Raw genomic sequence first — 16,607 nt, forward strand, 5'->3', positions numbered from 1 at the left:
GAATGGACAGGAAGGCCCGAAAAATGAACAAGCTCAAGATTGCAGTTATCGTCGGCAGCACACGCATCGGCCGCTTTGCCGATCATCCGGCCAAGTGGATCGCCGAGATTGCCGCGCATCGGGGCGAATTTGAGGTCGAGGTGCTCGATCTCCTCGACTACCCCATGGCTTTCTTCGGCGAAGCACGTGCAAGGGAAGCTGAGAGCGAGACGGCGGAGCGCTGGAAGAAGAAGCTGCGCGAGTTTGACGCCTTCATCCTCACCGTTGCCGAATACAATCACGGCCCGACGGCCGTTCTCAAGAATGCCATCGACCTCGGCGATTTCGTCCAAAAGCCGGTTGCCTTCGTTGGGTATGGCGGTGTCGGTGCCGCGCGTGCCGTCGAACAGCTTCGCTTGATCTTCGTAGAAATGGGCGCGGCTTCGGTGAAGACCGGCGTGCATATCTCCCTGCCCGAATATATCGGCGTTGCCAGGGAAGGTAAAAGCCTCAACGACTACCAGCACCTTATCGATACCGCCGGCAAGCAGCTCGATCAGCTGGCCTGGTGGGGCAACGCGCTCAAAGCAGCGCGCGTGAAGTAGAGGAGACCGAGGGTTGCGGCCGGGGTTGGGCCCTCAAGCGAGCGGACAAGCGTTTCGGCTGTCACGCGGGGCGGTATAGATCGCAGTCGTCATGTTGCGATCTACGCGGCCTGCGCTGTTACAATTTCGGCCAAAGCATCGAGAAGACAAGCCCGCTCTGTTGGCGCGAAGGCGGAAACAGTGTGTGGCATAAAGGCTGCGCACCCCAGACGCGCATCACGCCTCAATGTCCAGCGGATAAATTCAGGAGGATCGGGAACGAACCCAAGATCCCGTCATCTTGCTGGTCCATGCAAACGCATCAAGCGCCTTCCCGCTGACAGGCCAGCACGATGACCAACGGACAAATTCGTGGTGGCATCATGAAAGGGATCGGGCCGACTTCCATCGCCAAAGGTCGAAGGTCCTTCCTAAAGAGCCTGCAGCATTGGGCGCAAAAGGTGCAACGTCACTCAGGCATGCCTGCCGAGGTGATGCTCATGGATGGCGAACACAGCCTGTTTACATACCCCCTTGCACCGCTGCTCAACGGCGGACGGCGGGGCCTTCGCGAGAACTAGGCCCTTTCTGCCTGGTCTTGAACCGCAGATGGCGGGTATCCCAACCCGGAAACCATTAATCAGACCGACTGTCACAAGCTCCACCGCACGCAGGCCTCAGCGTCCAGATTGTGAGAAGGAGCACCCGGTCCCAGGCGAATATCCACCCACTTAGATATCGTAGCTATGTGCGGCGTTGATCGTCGAGATGAAGCGTTTGGTGCGCTCGCGTTCCGGTGCCGTGAAGATTGACTTCGCCGTGCCGGTTTCGACGACGTTTCCTGCCTCCAGGAAAACGACGTTATGGGCGATCTTCGAGGCGAGCCGCAGATCATGTGTCGCCATGACCATGGTCGTGCCTTCGCTGGCCAGCCGGCCGAGAACGTCGACGACTTCCGCCGAAAGTTCGGGGTCGAGGGCCGAGGTCGGTTCGTCGCAGAGCAGCACGCGCGGTGACGGAGCCAACGCGCGGGCGATCGCCACGCGCTGCTGCTGGCCGCCGGAAAGCGTCGATGGCCAGGCATCCGCCTTATGTGCCATGCCTACTTTGGTCAGCAATTCCATGGCGTGGGCACGGGCCTTTTCCCTGGGCCATCTCAGGACCGTCACCAGGCCCTCCATGACGTTTTCGATCGCGGTTTGATGCGGGAAAAGCTGGAAATTCTGGAAGACCATGCCCGTCTGGCGGCGGATCTTCTGGATCGATTGCCAGCCAACCCTTCTCCCCGGCACAAAATCCAGTGTCTCTTCGCCAATCCTGATCGAGCCGGCTGTCGGGATCTCAAGCAGGTTGATGCAGCGAAGCAGCGTGCTCTTGCCGCCGCCGGAAGGACCTACGAGAGCAGTGACGGTGCCTTCCGGGATCCGGATGCTGATATCCTGGAGGATGATGGCATCGCCGAAACGCTTCTCGATGTTGGAAAGCTCGATCATGCATTTGCCTCCAGCATGCCGCCGTAGCGCGCAAAGCGGCGCTCGAGCCGTACCTGCAGCGCGGAGAGAACGGAGCTCAAGACGAGGTAGACCAGCGCCGCCTCGATATAAAGGATCAGCGGCTCATAGGTTGTCGCCACGATGCGCTGTGCAGCCTGGAAGAGCTCCGGCACGGTGATTGCTGCGGCCAGCGACGTGTCCTTGACCAATGAAATGAAGGTATTGGAGAGCGGTGGCACGGCGACACGAGTGGCCTGCGGCAGGATCGTGCGGCTCATCGCCTGCCGCCAGTTCATGCCGATCGAATAGGCAGCTTCCCATTGTCCCTTCGAGACGGAGGAGATGACCGCCCGGATGATTTCGGAGCTGTAAGCGCCGATATTCAGCGTGAAGCCGATCAGGGCCGCAGGAAAGGCATCGAGCAGAATGCCGATGCTCGGCAGGCCGTAGAAGATGACGAAGAGCTGCACGAGCAGCGGCGTGCCGCGGATGACCCAGACGTAGAACCGCGCGATTGAGGCGATCGGCGCCGGGCCGAAGAGGCGCGCCACGGCAGTCCCCAGCCCGAGCGCCAGGCCGAAGACAAAGGAGAGCAGGGTCAGCGGGATGGTGAAGATCAGTCCGGCCCACAAAAGCGTGGGTAGCGATTCCGCCATCAGTTGAAGCCAGTGGGGCACGGGTTTGTTTCCTTGACGAAAGGGCGTCCGGCGGGTTCTCGCCGGACGCCCTTTCAAAAGATATAGAGGATGCGCCAGCGGCAGGAAACCGCCCTTCGAAGCGCTTACTTCGATACGTCCTGGCCGAAATATTTATCGGCGATCTTCTTGTAGGTGCCGTCTGCCTTGATATCGGCCAATGCCTTGTTGATCGCCTCGAGAAGTTCCGGTTCTCCCTTGCGGATGATGATGCCGGAGTAGTCGGCATTTTCCTGCTCGGCCGCAATCTTCACATTTGCGTCTGGCTTGTGCTTTTTGAAGTCCAGGAAAGAGAGGCTGTCATTGATCGTCGCATCGGCGCGGCCAGTCAGCACGAGCTGGATCGATTGGTCGAAGCCTTCGGTACCGACGAGCTCAGCACCGGATTGCTCGGCGAGCTTGCCGAAGTTGCTCGTCAACGACTGGGCAGATTTCTTCCCCTTCAGGTCGGCGAAGCTCTTGATGCTGTCGTCGTCTGCGCGGGCAATGAGCACTGCCTTGGAGGCGATATAGGGTTCGGAGAAGTCGTATTTCTGCTTGCGCGCTTCGGTGATGCCGACCTGGTTGATGACGGTGTCGTAGCGCTTGGCGTCGAGGCCGGCGATCAGGCCGTCCCACTTGCCTTCAACGAACTCGGCCTTGACGCCGAGCTTGGCGGCGACCGCTTCGCCGATCTCGACGTCGAAGCCCGCGAGCTTGCCGCTTTGGTCATGGTAGGTGAACGGCGCATAGGTGCCTTCCGTGCCAATCTTCAAAACGCCTGCTGACTTGATGGCGTTGAGGCTCTCACCGGCCTGGGCGGAGGCAAAGGCAGCGGCCGAGATAAAGGCCGCTGCAGCGATGGTCTTGAGGAGTTTCATGTTTTGCGGATCCATGTGGGAAGAATTCGATTGACAGATAGATCGCAGAAAATAGGGCAGCGCGAAGCGTAGAAAACCGCGAAGAAATTGGGCAAGTGCGAATATTTTTCTCATTTGCCCGGCTTTTGACGCCGCTTGTTTCAGGTCGTCAGAAAATGTGTGCCGATGCCTATTGTGTGCACGTTCATATACGTTTATGCACGTTCTTGCAATTCTAACGGCAATCGCGAGCTGAACGGGCATGAATACGACAGAGATGCTGTTGAAGGAACGCCAGAGCATTATATCGGGCAAGCTTCAGGCGAACGGCCGTGTGCTGGCGGCTGAACTTGCATTCGAATTTGGTGTTTCCGAAGACACGATCCGCCGGGATCTGCGCGAGATGGCGGCTGCCGGACTTTGCGAGCGCGTCTATGGTGGCGCGCTTCCCGTTTCGCCGGTCGGCGGCAGCCTCAAGCAGCGAATGGGAATTGCCCTTAATCGCAAACAACTGCTGGCCCAAGCCGCCGTCTCGCAGATTGCGCCCGGCTCCACGGTATTCTTCGATGCCGGAAGCACCAATCTGGCGATTGCCAATGCCCTCCCATCAGACATGATGCTGACGGCAGCGACGAATGCTCCGGCAATCGCCGCAGCGCTGATAGACAACGGCGGCATCGATGTCATCCTGATCGGCGGAATGGTCGACCGGCAGGTGGGCGGCGCGCTCGGCGCCAAGGCGATGCGGGACATGGAGCAGATCTCGCCAGATCTTTGCATTCTCGGCGCCTGCGGCATCGATCTCGAAGCGGGCGTCACGACGTTCGGTTTCGAGGATGCCGAGTTCAAGCGATTCGCGACGTCCAGGAGCCGGAAGGTGCTGGTTGCGGTGACGTCGGATAAATTCGCTACAGCGGCGCCGCATGGCGTTCTGCCCGTGGCGCACTGTGAATGCCTTGTCGTGGAGCACGATGCCGACGAGGCGCTGCTTGCGGCCTATCGCGAGCGGGGCTGCCGGACTGTCAAGGCGCAGAAGGCGCGATGAGCAATCTTTAAGTGGGAATCCTCAAGGGGCCGACGACAGGAGGAGACGGGAATACAATGGATAATCCTATGAATGCGGCCTACCGGGTCCGGCGTGGCTTCCTGCCGAAGAGCAGGGTTGCGGTGTCGCTGCTCTTTTTGATGAACGGCTTTGTCGTCGGTTGCTGGGCGCCGAAGATTCCGGATTTTGCGGAGCGTCTGGAACTTTCGAAGTTTCAGCTCGGGCTGATGATCCTGGTGTTCGGCCTGGGGTCGTTGACATTGATGCCGATTGCCGGCGCACAGATCGCCAGACATGGCTCGCACGTCGTGTCGCGGGCAACTGCGGCCTGCGTGCTGCCAATTCTTCTGGCGCTGACGCTGGCGCCGAATGTTGTTACCGGCGCAATCGCGCTCTTCCTGTTTGGCGGATTCATCGGCGCAATGGACGTCGCGATGAACGCCAACGCGGTTGCCGTCGAAAAGTCGATGCGCCGCGCCATCATGTCGTCCTGCCATGCCTTCTGGAGCCTCGGCGGCCTGATCGGTTCGGGCCTTGGCGGCTTCGTGATCGCCAAGCTCGGTATCCTTGGCCATGCGCAGCTGGCCACGGTTTTCACGTTGATTTTCCTCGTGATCGCCTGGCCGATGATCCTTGCCGATCCGCCGCATCCCGACGAGAAGAAAGAAAAAACACGCCTGCCGATGACGCCTCTGCCATGGCTGCTCGGGCTCATGGCGCTCTTTTCGATGGTTCCGGAAGGCGCCGTGCTGGACTGGGGTGCGCTCTATCTCCGCCAGGAATTGAATGCATCCGTCGCTCTTTCGGGTTTCGGGTTCGCGGCCTTCTCGCTGACGATGGCAATCATGCGGTTTGCCGGCGATCTGGTGCGCGACAAGCTCGGCGGCGTCAGGACGCTGCGCGTCTGCACCCTCTTTGCCATCGTCGGGATGCTGATCGCAGCCCTTGCGCCGAATGCCGAGATCGCCATTGTCGGCTTCGCGTTCTGCGGCATTGGGATTTCGAACATGGTGCCGATCGCCTTTTCCGCGGCAGGAAATGTCCCTGGCCTGAAGGCCGGGATCGGCCTTTCGGTCGTCACGACGCTCGGCTATTCCGGCATGCTGGTTGCACCGTCTGCAATCGGCTTCGCAGCCGAACATGTCGGCTTCAGCACCGTCTTCCTGGCGCTGCCCGTCCTGCTGGTCGTGGTGCTGGTCTTTTCGAAGCTTGCCCGCTACGCGGACGGCATCTCCGGAGATGGCCACTAGGACAGCCGAGCAAAAGTGATGCTTTGGGCGTTGACAAGAATGCGGGTATGATCCACCTGAAGGGCACGAATTCAAGGGTTCAAGAGCTTCCATCTATGTCTTCAGCGACCGATTTTGATCCGAAACCGCGCCGCGCTTCCGTCGCCGTCGACGTGGGCGGTGTCATCGTCGGCGGCGGTGCGCCGGTTGTCGTGCAGTCGATGACAAACACGGATACGGCCGATATCGATTCCACGGTCGCACAGGTAGCAGCCCTCTTCAAGGCGGGGTCGGAGCTCGTGCGCATCACCGTCGATCGCGACGAAAGCGCTGCTGCCGTTCCGAAGATTCGCGAGCGGCTCCTGCGCCTCGGCCTGGATGTGCCGCTTGTCGGCGATTTCCACTATATCGGCCACAAGCTTCTTGCCGATCATCCGGCCTGCGCCGAAGCATTGGCGAAATACCGGATCAATCCAGGCAATGTCGGTTTCAAGGACAAGAAGGACAAGCAGTTCGCCGAAATCATCGAGATGGCGATCCGCTATGACAAGCCGGTGCGCATCGGCGTCAACTGGGGTTCGCTCGACCAGGACCTGCTGACGGCACTGATGGACGAGAATGCCGAGGCAGGTTCGCCGCTTTCGGCCCGGCAGGTGACGCGCGAGGCCATCGTGCAATCGGCCTTGATCTCGGCCACGCTTGCCGAGGAAATCGGCCTGCCGCGCAACCGCATCATCCTGTCGGCCAAGGTGAGCCAGGTCCAGGATCTGATCGCTGTCTATTCCATGCTTTCCGAGCGCTCCAACCATGCGCTGCACCTGGGCCTCACCGAAGCAGGAATGGGCACCAAGGGTATTGTCGCTTCGTCGGCTGCCATGGGCTACGTTCTGCAGCACGGCATCGGCGATACAATCCGCGTTTCGCTGACCCCGGAGCCGAATGGCGACCGTACACGCGAAGTGCAGGTGGCACAGGAACTGCTGCAGGTGATGGGTTTCCGACAGTTCGTGCCGGTGGTCGCCGCCTGTCCCGGCTGCGGCCGCACGACATCGACGGTTTTCCAGGAACTGGCGCAGAATATCCAGAACGATATCCGCAAGAACATGCCGGTCTGGCGCGAGAAATATCCGGGCGTAGAAGCACTGAACGTCGCGGTGATGGGCTGCATCGTCAACGGCCCGGGTGAAAGCAAGCATGCCGATATCGGCATTTCGCTTCCGGGCACCGGCGAGACGCCGGCAGCGCCGGTATTCATCGATGGCAGGAAGGCGTTGACGCTACGCGGGCCGAACATTGCATCGGATTTTGAGGCGCTTGTCGTCGACTACATCGAAAAGCGATTCGGTCAGAAGACAGCCGCCGAGTAAGATTTGGCCCGGTGATGTCACGTTAAGTTGCCCAGGCTTACCGATTGGGTCGAGGAAACCATCGAGGAGACACTGACCTTCTATCGGCTGCCTCGCCGGCACCACAAGCACAGATATGGACAAGCACTTTGTGCGCTTTGATGATATCATTGAGCGGTGTGTCGGCTGGAAGCGCCGTCGGGCAGCCTATTCAAGCCTTGCCGTGTTGAGGCGCTCGCGCACCTCTTCCTTTGGCGGGCGAGCCTTCCAGCGAGTCACGAACCGCTCGTAGTTCTTCTCGGCCTGTTCGGCGATTTGGCCCTCCTGGTCACGCAAGGCCTTGACGTTGTAGGCGTAAGCCGGACCCGACGATTGCCTTTCTTCTGCGGCAGACAGGCGCCGAACCTATGTCTTGCGTATCTTTCCCAATGCGGCCGGTTGCCTGCGTCTGGTACGGGCGCTTTCCGTCGAAACCACGAGAACTGGCTCGAAGCCAACCGCTACATCAACATTGAGGACCTGAAAGAACACAAGAAGATCATGCTCAAAGCAGCTGCATGACCAGCTTCATGACCGTCAATTTGCAGAAGTTGACGCACACAACCGGCTTAGTAACGGATCGTTTCGAGACAGTCGGGCTTTGCTTTCACACCAGAGGCAGGCTAAGGGCATAGCGTGTGTGCCGCCGTTCGCCGGTTCTTACCAGCGCACCTTTCTCCACCAAATCGTGAAGGTCACGCGTGGCCGTCGCTCGCGAAGTTTGCGTGACGGAAATATAATTCTCCGCGCTCAACCCACCCTTAAAGCCCACGGGGCCTTCACGGAACATGCGGGCAATGGCCTTTTCCTGGCGTTCGTTGAATTGGCCGCGGAACCGATCATAAAACCGCGCCTTGCCGATATAGAAGGCGACGCGCTTCAGGGTAGTCTGCTGTGCCTCAAGAACGGTTTCGGCAAAATAAATCAGCCAGTCGGTGATATCGAGAGTGCGTTGATGCTGCTCAAGCTGGTGGTAGTAGGTCTTGCGGCCGTGCTCGATTGTGTAAGCAAGAGCAATCAGGCTTGGTTGGCCGATATTCTGTGCAAGCGATTTTTCCGCAAGCGCCCGGCCAAGTCTGCCATTGCCATCCTCAAATGGATGGATGCTTTCAAAATACAGATGCCCTATGCCTGCCCGTGTCAACGCGGGCAGGGAGATTTCACCCTTTGGCGCTGATCTGTTGAACCAGCCCATATACGCTGCCATTTCTGCTGGCACCCGCCTTGAAGGTGGGGCTTCGTAGTGGACGGTTGGATTATCGAGACGGCCAGACACAATCTGCATGGCATCGTCGTGCACCCGATATCCACCGATCATTCCAATATGGCGGTTCCCCGTCATCAGCATGGCGTGCCAGCGAAACAGGGTTTCATGATTGAGAGGCGCTGACCAGGATTCATACACATCGACCATCATCTCCGCGATTCCCCGCTCTTGCGGCTTTACCGGTCGATTGTCGGCATCGAGACCGAACTGCCGACGTAATGAGGATTGCACGCTCAGGCGATCGAGCATTTCGCCCTCTATCTCCGAGGTTTTCACTGCCTCATCGCTCAAAAGCTCGACACGTAGCAGATCACGCTCTTCGTCACCAACGTGACGGACAGCGCCGATCACTTCTCCCGATGACAGAAGGAATTGGCGCTCGAGCGGCTCAAGCACAGCCGCGTCATATACGAAATTCGGCCAGCCTTCCTGTGTCCAGTTCCATCTCATGAGTTATAGTCATCCTTTCTATAACTCAATATGGAGCAAGATTGTGCGTAATAGCAACCTATTCTGTGGCTCAAGGGTGGACACCGTCTGTCCCATCGAACGCCAGGTCCCGTGTCAGCTCCTGCGCGCGGCAATAAAATGCGCGGCAGCAGCGAGCGTCGCGGCTGCATCTCCGTACGCTGCCAGAAGCGTTTTCGCATCCTCGACGTGCCGCCGAAGCTCGGCTTCAGCCCAGTCGATACCATGGAAAGACACAAGCGTTCCCTTGCCGCGTTGCGTGTCCTTGCCGGTTGCCTTGCCCATGGTGGCTGCGTCTGATGTGACATCAAGAAGATCGTCGGCGAGCTGGAAGGCAAGGCCGATCTTTTCACCGAAGGCGCGCAAGCGCTTGCGATCACCGGCTGAAGCGCCGGCGATGATTGCCCCTGCTTCGCAGGCAAAGCGGATCAATGCCCCGGTCTTCATAGCCTGCAATGTAACGATGCCCTGTTCATTCGGCACATCTTTTTCCGCCGCAAGATCGAGTGCCTGCCCGCCGGCCATCCCGCCCAGGCCGGCAGCACGCGCAAGCGCAAGAATCAGCGCCAGCTTGCTTTGCTCCGGAAGCCTGGTCTCATCGTCGGCGATAATGTCGAAGGCGTAGGTCAAAAGGCTATCGCCAGCAAGGATCGCGGTCGCCTCGTCGAAGGCTATGTGCGCCGTCGGCTTGCCGCGACGTAGCTTGTCATCGTCCATCGCTGGAAGATCGTCATGGACGAGCGAATAGCAGTGCACGCATTCCAGTGCTGCACCCACTCTCAAGGCCGCCTGTTTGTCTCCGCCAAGCAGCAGCACGCTCTCCACGACGAGAAACGGGCGAAGGCGCTTGCCGCCGTTCAGCACGGCATAGTGCATCGCCGCCCTCAGGGTTTCAGGGCGGGCTATCTCATCCTCTCGCATGTCATCGGAAAGCAGCACGTCGAGCAACGCCTCGATCTCTTGGGCGTTGGTCTTCAAACGTATTTCGAAGGCTTGGGAGCTCGCGTCCATCCGCGCTCTTTGGCATGAGGAGTGGCGCGGTTGCAACGGAAATGTCGATGCTTACAGCAAGATTTCCTCTGCACTCTGGCCTTCGCGACCGGCAAACGGTATGAGAGCGCAGGGAACAGGTGTTGGGCTTACACGTATTGGACATATCGCCGGAAAGAGAGGACGCCATTGCGATGCCGGCTCATCGCCGTCTGTTCGCTTGGCTGCGGAGCCGGTCGATCATGACGCGCATCGTGCTTGGACTCGCCGGGCTTTTGATCCTGCCTTATGTTCTGATCTTTGTTTACCTCATCCCGTTTATTCACCCTGTCTCGACGCTGATGCTGCATGATCTCGTGCTTCTGCGCGGCTACGACCGGCGGTGGGTCTCCTTGGACGACATCTCGCCGGTTCTCGTCCAGTCGGTGATGATGTCCGAGGATGGTCAATACTGCTTCCACGGCGGGGTCGATTGGGGCGAAATGCAAGCGCTGGTCGCAGACACCCTCGACGGCGAAGCGACCCGCGGCGGAAGCACAATCCCCATGCAGACGGCCAAGAACCTGTTTCTCTGGAATAGCCGCTCCTTTGTGCGCAAGGCACTCGAACTGCCGCTGGCGGTCGCCTCCGACCTCGTCTGGACCAAGCGCCGGCTGATGGAGATCTATCTCAACATCGCCGAGTGGGGACCGGGTATCTACGGCATCGAGGCGGCGGCGCGCTATCATTTCAAGGTACCGGCATCCAAGCTCTCGCGACGGCAGGCAGCGCTTTTGGCCGTTTCTCTTCCGAACCCGATCGACCGGAATGCCTCAAAGCCCCGCCGCGGCCTTCGCACGCTTGCGTCGGTCATCGAGCGCCGGGCGCAAGGTTCCGGCGATTACATCAGATGCCTTTATGATTGAGGCATGAATTATTCATTGGTCGCATTTGCCGAGCGCCGTTAAAGTCGGCCGCAAAACCAATTTGCGGATGGCTCATGGATACCCTTACCCTATATATCGGAAACAAGAACTACTCCTCATGGTCGTTCCGGCCATGGATTGCGATGGAAGCAACGGGCATTCCGTTCGAAGAAATTCTGATCCCCTTTGATTTTCCCGCAGGCAATCCGCGCATCAGGGAAATCTCTCCCACGGGCAGGGTGCCGGTTCTACTCCATGGCAGCCTTCGGGTATGGGAATCGCTGTCGATCATCGATTACGTCGCAGAACTCTATCCCGAGGCGGGGCTTTGGCCGAAGGATCGCGCAAAGCGCGCCGTGGCGCGTTCGGTCTCGATGGAGATGCTTTCGGGTTTCCGGGCGCTCAGGGGCGCCTGTCCGATGAATATCCGGCGCCAACGATCCAGGATTGCACTCGAAGATGGCGTGATGGCTGACGTGCTGCGGATCGAAACCATTTTCCGCGAGTTGAGGGACCGCTCGGGCGGGCCGTTCCTGTTTGGCGGATTTTCGGCAGCCGACGCGATGTTTGCGCCGGTGGTCAGCCGCTTCGATGCCTATGACCTTGTGACTGCCAGCGATACGCTCAGCTATATGTCGGCGCTGAAGGCGCATCCTGCCTGGCTTAAGTGGGAGGCTGCGGCCCGGGCCGAACCCTGGATCGTGGCGGATGACGAGGCCTGAGCTTCAATCCCGCAAATCGCAAAAATTCTGTTTGGGGACTGGTCAACCACCTTCAAGGCATGTATAAGCGCGCAAAATTTCCGAAATCGCGACACGTCCGTTTCGGCCGCCATCTTGGCCGGGAATGTGTCGCCTGTGAATTGGAGTATGTAAAATGGCTGTACCGAAGAGAAAAACGAGCCCGTCCAAGCGCGGTATGCGCCGTTCTGCAGACGCACTGAAGGCTCCGACCTACGTGGAAGACAAGAATTCCGGCGAACTGCGCCGTCCGCACCATATCGATCTGAAGACCGGTATGTATCGTGGCCGTCAGGTTCTGACGCCGAAGGAAAGCGCATAAAGTTTCAAGATTCTGGCACAGCCAGGATTGAAAAGGCCGGCTTCAAACGCCGGCCTTTTTGCTTTTGAGCACTATCGCATTTCCGTGTCTTGAAGTGGTGCTGTGATCGCTGCAGTATTCCTGTCGAAAAGGGGGCATGCTGAAATGATCGCTGTAATACCGCTGATGGTAATCCCGTTTATTCTTTACAATTTGACGATGGCCGGTTTGATGGGTGGCGGAGGCATTCCCGCGCTCCAGAACGACATCATCGTGCTTTCGATGATCTCCGGTGCGATCTGGAGCATGGCGCTCGGCGATCTCTTCATCGTCGTGGCGCTGGTCATCCTGTTCTTCGAGATATTGAAGGCCACCCGCAATGGATCCGGCAGCCTTGTCAATCACATGCTGTCGATGCTGGTCTTCATCGCCTTTCTGGTCGAGTTCCTTCTCGTCCAGGACGCTGCGACACAGGTCTTCTTCATCTTGATGACGATTGCACTGATCGACGTGATCGGCGGGTTTGCGGTCTCGATCCGCAGTGCCGGGCGCGATGTTTCGATTGGGCTTTGAGGCTTAGAGGTTGTCGAGCTTGTTCTGCAGGGCGCGCAGTTGTTCCTTCAATTCGTCGATATCCTTCGCCTCGGCCTTCTTCGTTTCCTTGGCAGGAGGGGTCATGAAGGGAGAGAACATCTGCATGGCCTTTTGAAACATCTCGGTGTTACGGCGGACCTGGTCCTCGACCATCTGCATCGGCAGCTGCAGGTTCTTGCCGAGCGGTGATTCGCCGAAAGCGCGCGTCACCTGTTCGCGCATCTGCGCCTGTTGTTCGGTGAAGGCGCGCATGGAATGTTCAAGGAAGCTTGGAACGACCATCTGCATCTGATCGCCGTAATAGCTGATGAGCTGGCGCAGGAAGGAAATCGGCAGCAGCGTATTGCCGGTCTTTGATTCCTGTTCGAAAATGATCTGGGTCAGTACGGAATGTGTGATGTCATCACCGCTCTTTGCGTCCTGTACCGTAAAATCCTCTCCCCTCTTCACCATCTCCGCCAGATCTTCCAGCGTCACATAGGTGCTGGTGCCTGTATTGTAGAGGCGGCGGTTGGCGTATTTCTTGATGACTATTTGACCCTCGTTCTTCGCCATATCAGTCTCCTGAACCCCGTCTGATTGTCATGGATATTCCTCCGTAACAGACTGTAGACGCAAAAGAAGCTCGGTGACAATCTCTTTGTGCGATGCGGCAACCCCTTTGAGAAAAGGGATAAATCGCATATTCGCAAGCCGTAAAGAAAATCGCCGCAATTGCCTTCCCGTTTGACTTAGGGCTGAAGCTTTGCCAGTTTCGACCTATGTAAGCTGAAGGAAAAACGAGGAGGCCTTTATGAGCAGTTCATCCATCGTCATCGCCAGCGCGGCCCGTACGGCGGTCGGCTCTTTCAACGGTGCATTCGCCACGGTTCCAGCGCATGAGCTTGGGGCTGCCGTCCTCAAAGCTGCGCTCGAACGCGCAGGTGTCGATCCAGCCGAGGTTGACGAGGTTATCCTTGGTCAGGTGCTGCAAGCAGGCGAAGGCCAAAATCCGGCGCGCCAGGCGGCCATGAAAGCGGGCGTTCCGAAGGAGGCTACAGCCTGGGGCGTCAACCAGCTCTGCGGTTCGGGCCTTCGCGCGGTTGCTCTTGGAATGCAGCAGATCGCAATGGGGGACGCAAAGATCATCGCAGCCGGGGGCCAGGAATCCATGTCGATGGCTCCCCATGCCGCCCATCTGCGCAGCGGTACGAAGATGGGCGACATGAAGATGGTCGACACCATGATCAAGGACGGCCTGACGGACGCTTTTTACGGCTACCACATGGGTATCACCGCCGAGAACGTCGCCCGCCAGTGGCAACTTTCCCGCGACGATCAGGATCAGTTCGCGGTCTCCTCTCAGAACAAGGCCGAAGCGGCCCAGAAGGAAGGTCGCTTCAAGGATGAGATCGTTCCCTTCGTCATCCAGACACGCAAGGGCGAGGTGACGGTGGATGCGGACGAGTATATCCGTGCCGGTGCAACGCTCGATGCGATGGGCAAGCTTCGTCCGGCTTTCGACAAAGAGGGCACGGTGACGGCTGGCAATGCGTCGGGCCTCAATGATGGCGCGGCAGCGGCGATACTGATGACGGAAGCGGAGGCCGCAAGGCGCGGGATCCAGCCGCTGGCACGCATCGTTTCCTGGGCGACGGCTGGTGTGGATCCTCAAGTCATGGGTACGGGCCCGATCCCTGCGTCGCGCAGGGCGCTGGAAAAGGCTGGCTGGTCCGTCGGCGACCTCGACCTGGTCGAGGCGAACGAGGCCTTTGCCGCCCAAGCTTGCGCCGTGAACAAGGATCTTGGCTGGGATCCGGCCATCGTCAACGTCAATGGCGGCGCAATCGCGATCGGTCATCCCATCGGTGCATCCGGAGCGCGGGTTCTCAACACGCTGCTTTTCGAGATGAAGCGGCGCAATGCCAAGAAGGGACTAGCAACACTTTGCATCGGCGGCGGCATGGGTGTGGCCATGTGCTTCGAGGCACTTTGAATAGCAAGCAATAGATATTGAAGAATGCCTGATCAAAGGCGAATGACCGAGAGGGGAGCGAAGCATGAGCAGAGTGGTTTTGGTCACTGGTGGCACGCGCGGCATCGGTGCCGCCATTTCGATGGCACTTCGGAATGCGGGCTATAAGGTCGCCGCCAATTATGCCGGCAACGACGAGAAGGCCAGGGCCTTCCATGACGTCACCGGCATCCCGGTCTTCAAGTGGGATGTTTCCGATTACGTCGCTTGCGGAGAAGGTGTCGCAAAGGTGGAGGCAGAGCTCGGCGGCATCGAGGTTCTGGTCAACAATGCCGGCATCACGCGCGATGCAATGTTTCACAAAATGACGCCGCAGCAATGGCATGAGGTCATCAATACGAACCTTACCGGCCTTTTCAACATGACGCACCACGTGTGGGGCGGGATGCGCGACCGCAGCTTCGGACGCATCGTCAACATCTCGTCCATAAACGGCCAAAAGGGTCAGATGGGCCAGGTGAACTATTCGGCCGCAAAGGCGGGCGATCTCGGCTTTACGAAAGCACTTGCCCAGGAGGGCGCAGCAAAGAACATTACCGTGAACGCCGTCTGCCCTGGCTATATCGGCACGGAAATGGTCCTCGCCGTTCCCGAGAAGGTGCTCAACGAGCGGATCATTCCCCAGATTCCCGTCGGGCGTCTTGGCGAACCGGAGGAAGTCGCGCGCTGCGTTGCATTTCTCATCTCCGACGACGCCGGCTTTATAACCGGCTCGACCCTTTCGGCCAACGGTGGGCAGTTCTTCGTTTAGTTGCTGCGCGCACGCCTGATTTTTACCCTGACTGGTACTCTTTGCCGACGCATGTCGCCGCCGGAAAGCGCGCCAGAGGCGGTCATGAGAAACGCTGACGCAACCAGAACGGCGACAGCGGTATTCAAGATGATCTGGGCCATGGGAGCATTCCTTTGCGTAAACGGCAATCGTTGCCGTGCTATGGAAGGAATATGCGCCTCATCGCATTCGTGGAGTAGATTTGACTTTCGCGACCGATCGTCAACATGCTGTTGACGACGCGCAACAAAAAACGGGCGCCGACGCGCCCGTTTCCATTCCGTCCCGCCAATACTTAGTAGCTTCGCGGGCAGCGTGCTTCGTAGCGGCGGCCATATCGGTCGCGATAGACGCAGTAGCCGCGCCGTTCCACGGACTGGCCGATGAGAGCGCCAGCGAGGCCGCCAGCCACTGCACCGACGGCAGCGCCGCCCCAGCTATCGCTCACAGCACCACCAATGATTGCACCGGTACCAGCGCCAATGGCCGTCCCCCTCTCCGTCGGCGTGCAGGATGCAAGGGCGCCCACAAGGGCGCCTACAATCGCAATTTTTTTCATCATGACTTCACTCCCAGTTACCTGCCGTTAGATCCGGCCCATTAAGACAAGAATAATAATAATGATGAGAACTAGCCCCAAACCACCGGAAGGTCCATATCCCCAACCACGGCTGTATCCCCAGTTCGGGAGAGCACCAATCAAAAGCAGAATAATGATAATGAGAAGTATCGTTCCGAGCATGTTGCGATTCCTTCAACTCATCGTGAGTCCGAATGGACAATAAACACGCAACCGCCATTTTTGTTCCCGGCTAAGCTCCGCAATATGCAAAACGATCAAGGTCTTCTGCTTGAGACACTGTTCGAGAAAACCTCAAGCGTTAACGGGGACTGTCGATGGCAGCGCCGAGCAAGCAACGCTCTGCAATGTTTCTGTGGTTAAAATTCAATTACAATACAACATCTTGTGGTGAACGAACCGGGAAAATTACGATGTCGCTGATTCGTCAGCGATTCGTTCCGGATTTGATCGAGGTGTTAATCCGATCGCGTGAAGGCGCTGGTCGGATATGATCCGGCTTCCGAAACCGCAAGCATCGTCACCGTTGCGATCCGCCGCCCGAAAGTTCCGGATGGGGCCGGAGCATCTATTCCGGGCAGTTTGCCGGCGATTTCTCCTCGACGTCTGTTCTTGGCAAAAACCTTGACCCAAGCGGCGTTTTCGAGCTTTGCAGGCTCTGATGCCGATTCAGCATCTAGTAGGAAAAACCGATTCAAAACCAATACTTAGCCGTGAACAAAAGCTG

18 protein-coding genes and 1 pseudogene are annotated in these 16,607 nt (G+C 58.5%); 11 read left to right on the plus strand and 8 right to left on the minus strand.

Annotation, left to right across the window (positions count from 1 at the left end; translation table 11 throughout):
- Window positions 1-23 precede the first annotated feature (23 nt).
- Window positions 24-584, plus strand: a complete 561-nt coding sequence (locus EV130_RS18995) for an NADPH-dependent FMN reductase (protein ID WP_074062894.1) — start codon at window positions 24-26, stop codon at window positions 582-584.
- A gap of 710 nt (window positions 585-1,294) precedes the next feature.
- Here EV130_RS18995 and EV130_RS19005 read toward each other — a convergent pair.
- From EV130_RS19005 to EV130_RS19015, 3 genes are all read right to left on the minus strand, one after another.
- Window positions 1,295-2,056 carry an amino acid ABC transporter ATP-binding protein gene (locus EV130_RS19005; RefSeq protein ID WP_074062892.1) on the minus strand — a complete coding sequence of 254 codons (762 nt, stop codon included), beginning with the start codon at window positions 2,054-2,056 and terminating at the stop codon, window positions 1,295-1,297.
- Window positions 2,053-2,733, minus strand: coding sequence for an amino acid ABC transporter permease (locus EV130_RS19010; protein WP_074062891.1), 681 nt, complete (start codon window positions 2,731-2,733; stop codon window positions 2,053-2,055). Before EV130_RS19010 ends, EV130_RS19005 begins: the two co-directional genes overlap by 4 nt.
- A gap of 104 nt (window positions 2,734-2,837) precedes the next feature.
- Window positions 2,838-3,611, minus strand: a complete 774-nt coding sequence (locus EV130_RS19015; RefSeq protein ID WP_074063379.1) for an amino acid ABC transporter substrate-binding protein — start codon at window positions 3,609-3,611, stop codon at window positions 2,838-2,840.
- A 241-nt stretch (window positions 3,612-3,852) separates the two neighbouring features.
- Here EV130_RS19015 and EV130_RS19020 point away from each other — a divergent pair, with 241 nt between their 5' ends.
- The 4 genes and pseudogenes from EV130_RS19020 to EV130_RS19035 all read left to right on the plus strand — a co-directional run.
- Window positions 3,853-4,635 (plus strand): DeoR/GlpR family DNA-binding transcription regulator, encoded by a 783-nt coding sequence (locus EV130_RS19020; RefSeq protein ID WP_074062890.1) that lies wholly within the window; start codon window positions 3,853-3,855, stop codon window positions 4,633-4,635.
- Between the two features lie 56 nt (window positions 4,636-4,691).
- Window positions 4,692-5,885, plus strand: coding sequence for an MFS transporter (locus EV130_RS19025; RefSeq protein WP_074062889.1), 1,194 nt, complete (start codon window positions 4,692-4,694; stop codon window positions 5,883-5,885).
- Window positions 5,886-5,980: 95 nt separating this feature from the next.
- The gene (gene ispG / locus EV130_RS19030; protein WP_074063378.1) at window positions 5,981-7,231 is read left to right on the plus strand and encodes a flavodoxin-dependent (E)-4-hydroxy-3-methylbut-2-enyl-diphosphate synthase; all 1,251 of its coding nucleotides are present in this window, start codon (window positions 5,981-5,983) and stop codon (window positions 7,229-7,231) included.
- Between the two features lie 373 nt (window positions 7,232-7,604).
- A pseudogene (locus EV130_RS19035) lies at window positions 7,605-7,771 on the plus strand (transposase); the annotation flags it as partial.
- Between the two features lie 85 nt (window positions 7,772-7,856).
- On the opposite strand, the gene EV130_RS19040 reads toward EV130_RS19035, so the two are convergent.
- Together EV130_RS19040 and EV130_RS19045 are read right to left on the minus strand one after the other, a co-directional pair.
- Complete coding sequence (locus EV130_RS19040) at window positions 7,857-8,966, minus strand: Fic family protein (RefSeq protein WP_074062888.1); 1,110 nt, start codon at window positions 8,964-8,966, stop codon at window positions 7,857-7,859.
- Window positions 8,967-9,080: 114 nt separating this feature from the next.
- A complete protein-coding gene (locus tag EV130_RS19045) occupies window positions 9,081-9,995 on the minus strand; it encodes a polyprenyl synthetase family protein (RefSeq protein WP_074062887.1) in 915 nt (304 codons plus the stop codon).
- 137 nt (window positions 9,996-10,132) lie between these two features.
- On the opposite strand from EV130_RS19045, the gene mtgA reads away from it, so the two are divergent.
- The 4 genes from mtgA (at window position 10,133) to EV130_RS19065 (ending at window position 12,493) form a co-directional block, all read left to right on the plus strand.
- Window positions 10,133-10,879 (plus strand): monofunctional biosynthetic peptidoglycan transglycosylase, encoded by a 747-nt coding sequence (mtgA, locus tag EV130_RS19050; protein ID WP_196776339.1) that lies wholly within the window; start codon window positions 10,133-10,135, stop codon window positions 10,877-10,879.
- 74 nt (window positions 10,880-10,953) lie between these two features.
- Entirely contained in the window at window positions 10,954-11,601 is a 648-nt protein-coding gene (locus EV130_RS19055; RefSeq protein ID WP_074062885.1) for a glutathione S-transferase family protein, read from the plus strand.
- A gap of 154 nt (window positions 11,602-11,755) precedes the next feature.
- Window positions 11,756-11,941: a 50S ribosomal protein L32 gene (gene rpmF / locus EV130_RS19060; RefSeq protein WP_003543812.1), complete on the plus strand. Its 186-nt coding sequence runs from the start codon at window positions 11,756-11,758 to the stop codon at window positions 11,939-11,941.
- A gap of 144 nt (window positions 11,942-12,085) precedes the next feature.
- Window positions 12,086-12,493 (plus strand): hypothetical protein, encoded by a 408-nt coding sequence (locus tag EV130_RS19065; RefSeq protein WP_074062884.1) that lies wholly within the window; start codon window positions 12,086-12,088, stop codon window positions 12,491-12,493.
- A 3-nt stretch (window positions 12,494-12,496) separates the two neighbouring features.
- Here the strand turns inward: EV130_RS19065 and phaR are convergent, their stop codons facing one another.
- The gene (gene phaR / locus EV130_RS19070) at window positions 12,497-13,069 is read right to left on the minus strand and encodes a polyhydroxyalkanoate synthesis repressor PhaR (RefSeq protein WP_074062883.1); all 573 of its coding nucleotides are present in this window, start codon (window positions 13,067-13,069) and stop codon (window positions 12,497-12,499) included.
- A 238-nt stretch (window positions 13,070-13,307) separates the two neighbouring features.
- Between phaR and EV130_RS19075 the strand changes: the two genes are divergently transcribed.
- A complete protein-coding gene (locus EV130_RS19075; RefSeq protein WP_074062882.1) occupies window positions 13,308-14,489 on the plus strand; it encodes an acetyl-CoA C-acetyltransferase in 1,182 nt (393 codons plus the stop codon).
- A gap of 64 nt (window positions 14,490-14,553) precedes the next feature.
- Complete coding sequence (gene phbB, locus EV130_RS19080; protein WP_074062881.1) at window positions 14,554-15,279, plus strand: beta-ketoacyl-ACP reductase; 726 nt, start codon at window positions 14,554-14,556, stop codon at window positions 15,277-15,279.
- A 316-nt stretch (window positions 15,280-15,595) separates the two neighbouring features.
- On the opposite strand, the gene EV130_RS19085 is transcribed toward phbB, so the two are convergent.
- The gene (locus tag EV130_RS19085; protein ID WP_074062880.1) at window positions 15,596-15,862 is read right to left on the minus strand and encodes a glycine zipper domain-containing protein; all 267 of its coding nucleotides are present in this window, start codon (window positions 15,860-15,862) and stop codon (window positions 15,596-15,598) included.
- A 24-nt stretch (window positions 15,863-15,886) separates the two neighbouring features.
- Window positions 15,887-16,042 carry a DUF3309 family protein gene (locus EV130_RS19090; RefSeq protein ID WP_074062879.1) on the minus strand — a complete coding sequence of 52 codons (156 nt, stop codon included), beginning with the start codon at window positions 16,040-16,042 and terminating at the stop codon, window positions 15,887-15,889.
- Window positions 16,043-16,607 lie beyond the last annotated feature (565 nt).

The sequence above is a fragment of the Rhizobium azibense genome (assembly GCF_004342325.1).
Classification (GTDB): domain Bacteria; phylum Pseudomonadota; class Alphaproteobacteria; order Rhizobiales; family Rhizobiaceae; genus Rhizobium; species Rhizobium etli_B.

Coding starts and splice junctions, on each gene's coding strand:
- EV130_RS18995 (WP_074062894.1), top strand. CDS start 24: ATGAACAAGCTCAAGATTGCAGTTATCGTCGGCAGCACACGCATCGGC.
- EV130_RS19005 (WP_074062892.1), bottom strand. CDS start 2,056: ATGATCGAGCTTTCCAACATCGAGAAGCGTTTCGGCGATGCCATCATC.
- EV130_RS19015 (WP_074063379.1), bottom strand. CDS start 3,611: ATGAAACTCCTCAAGACCATCGCTGCAGCGGCCTTTATCTCGGCCGCT.
- EV130_RS19020 (WP_074062890.1), top strand. CDS start 3,853: ATGAATACGACAGAGATGCTGTTGAAGGAACGCCAGAGCATTATATCG.
- EV130_RS19025 (WP_074062889.1), top strand. CDS start 4,692: ATGGATAATCCTATGAATGCGGCCTACCGGGTCCGGCGTGGCTTCCTG.
- ispG (WP_074063378.1), top strand. CDS start 5,981: ATGTCTTCAGCGACCGATTTTGATCCGAAACCGCGCCGCGCTTCCGTC.
- EV130_RS19040 (WP_074062888.1), bottom strand. CDS start 8,966: ATGAGATGGAACTGGACACAGGAAGGCTGGCCGAATTTCGTATATGAC.
- EV130_RS19045 (WP_074062887.1), bottom strand. CDS start 9,995: ATGGACGCGAGCTCCCAAGCCTTCGAAATACGTTTGAAGACCAACGCC.
- EV130_RS19055 (WP_074062885.1), top strand. CDS start 10,954: ATGGATACCCTTACCCTATATATCGGAAACAAGAACTACTCCTCATGG.
- rpmF (WP_003543812.1), top strand. CDS start 11,756: ATGGCTGTACCGAAGAGAAAAACGAGCCCGTCCAAGCGCGGTATGCGC.
- EV130_RS19065 (WP_074062884.1), top strand. CDS start 12,086: ATGATCGCTGTAATACCGCTGATGGTAATCCCGTTTATTCTTTACAAT.
- phaR (WP_074062883.1), bottom strand. CDS start 13,069: ATGGCGAAGAACGAGGGTCAAATAGTCATCAAGAAATACGCCAACCGC.
- EV130_RS19075 (WP_074062882.1), top strand. CDS start 13,308: ATGAGCAGTTCATCCATCGTCATCGCCAGCGCGGCCCGTACGGCGGTC.
- phbB (WP_074062881.1), top strand. CDS start 14,554: ATGAGCAGAGTGGTTTTGGTCACTGGTGGCACGCGCGGCATCGGTGCC.
- EV130_RS19085 (WP_074062880.1), bottom strand. CDS start 15,862: ATGATGAAAAAAATTGCGATTGTAGGCGCCCTTGTGGGCGCCCTTGCA.
- EV130_RS19090 (WP_074062879.1), bottom strand. CDS start 16,042: ATGCTCGGAACGATACTTCTCATTATCATTATTCTGCTTTTGATTGGT.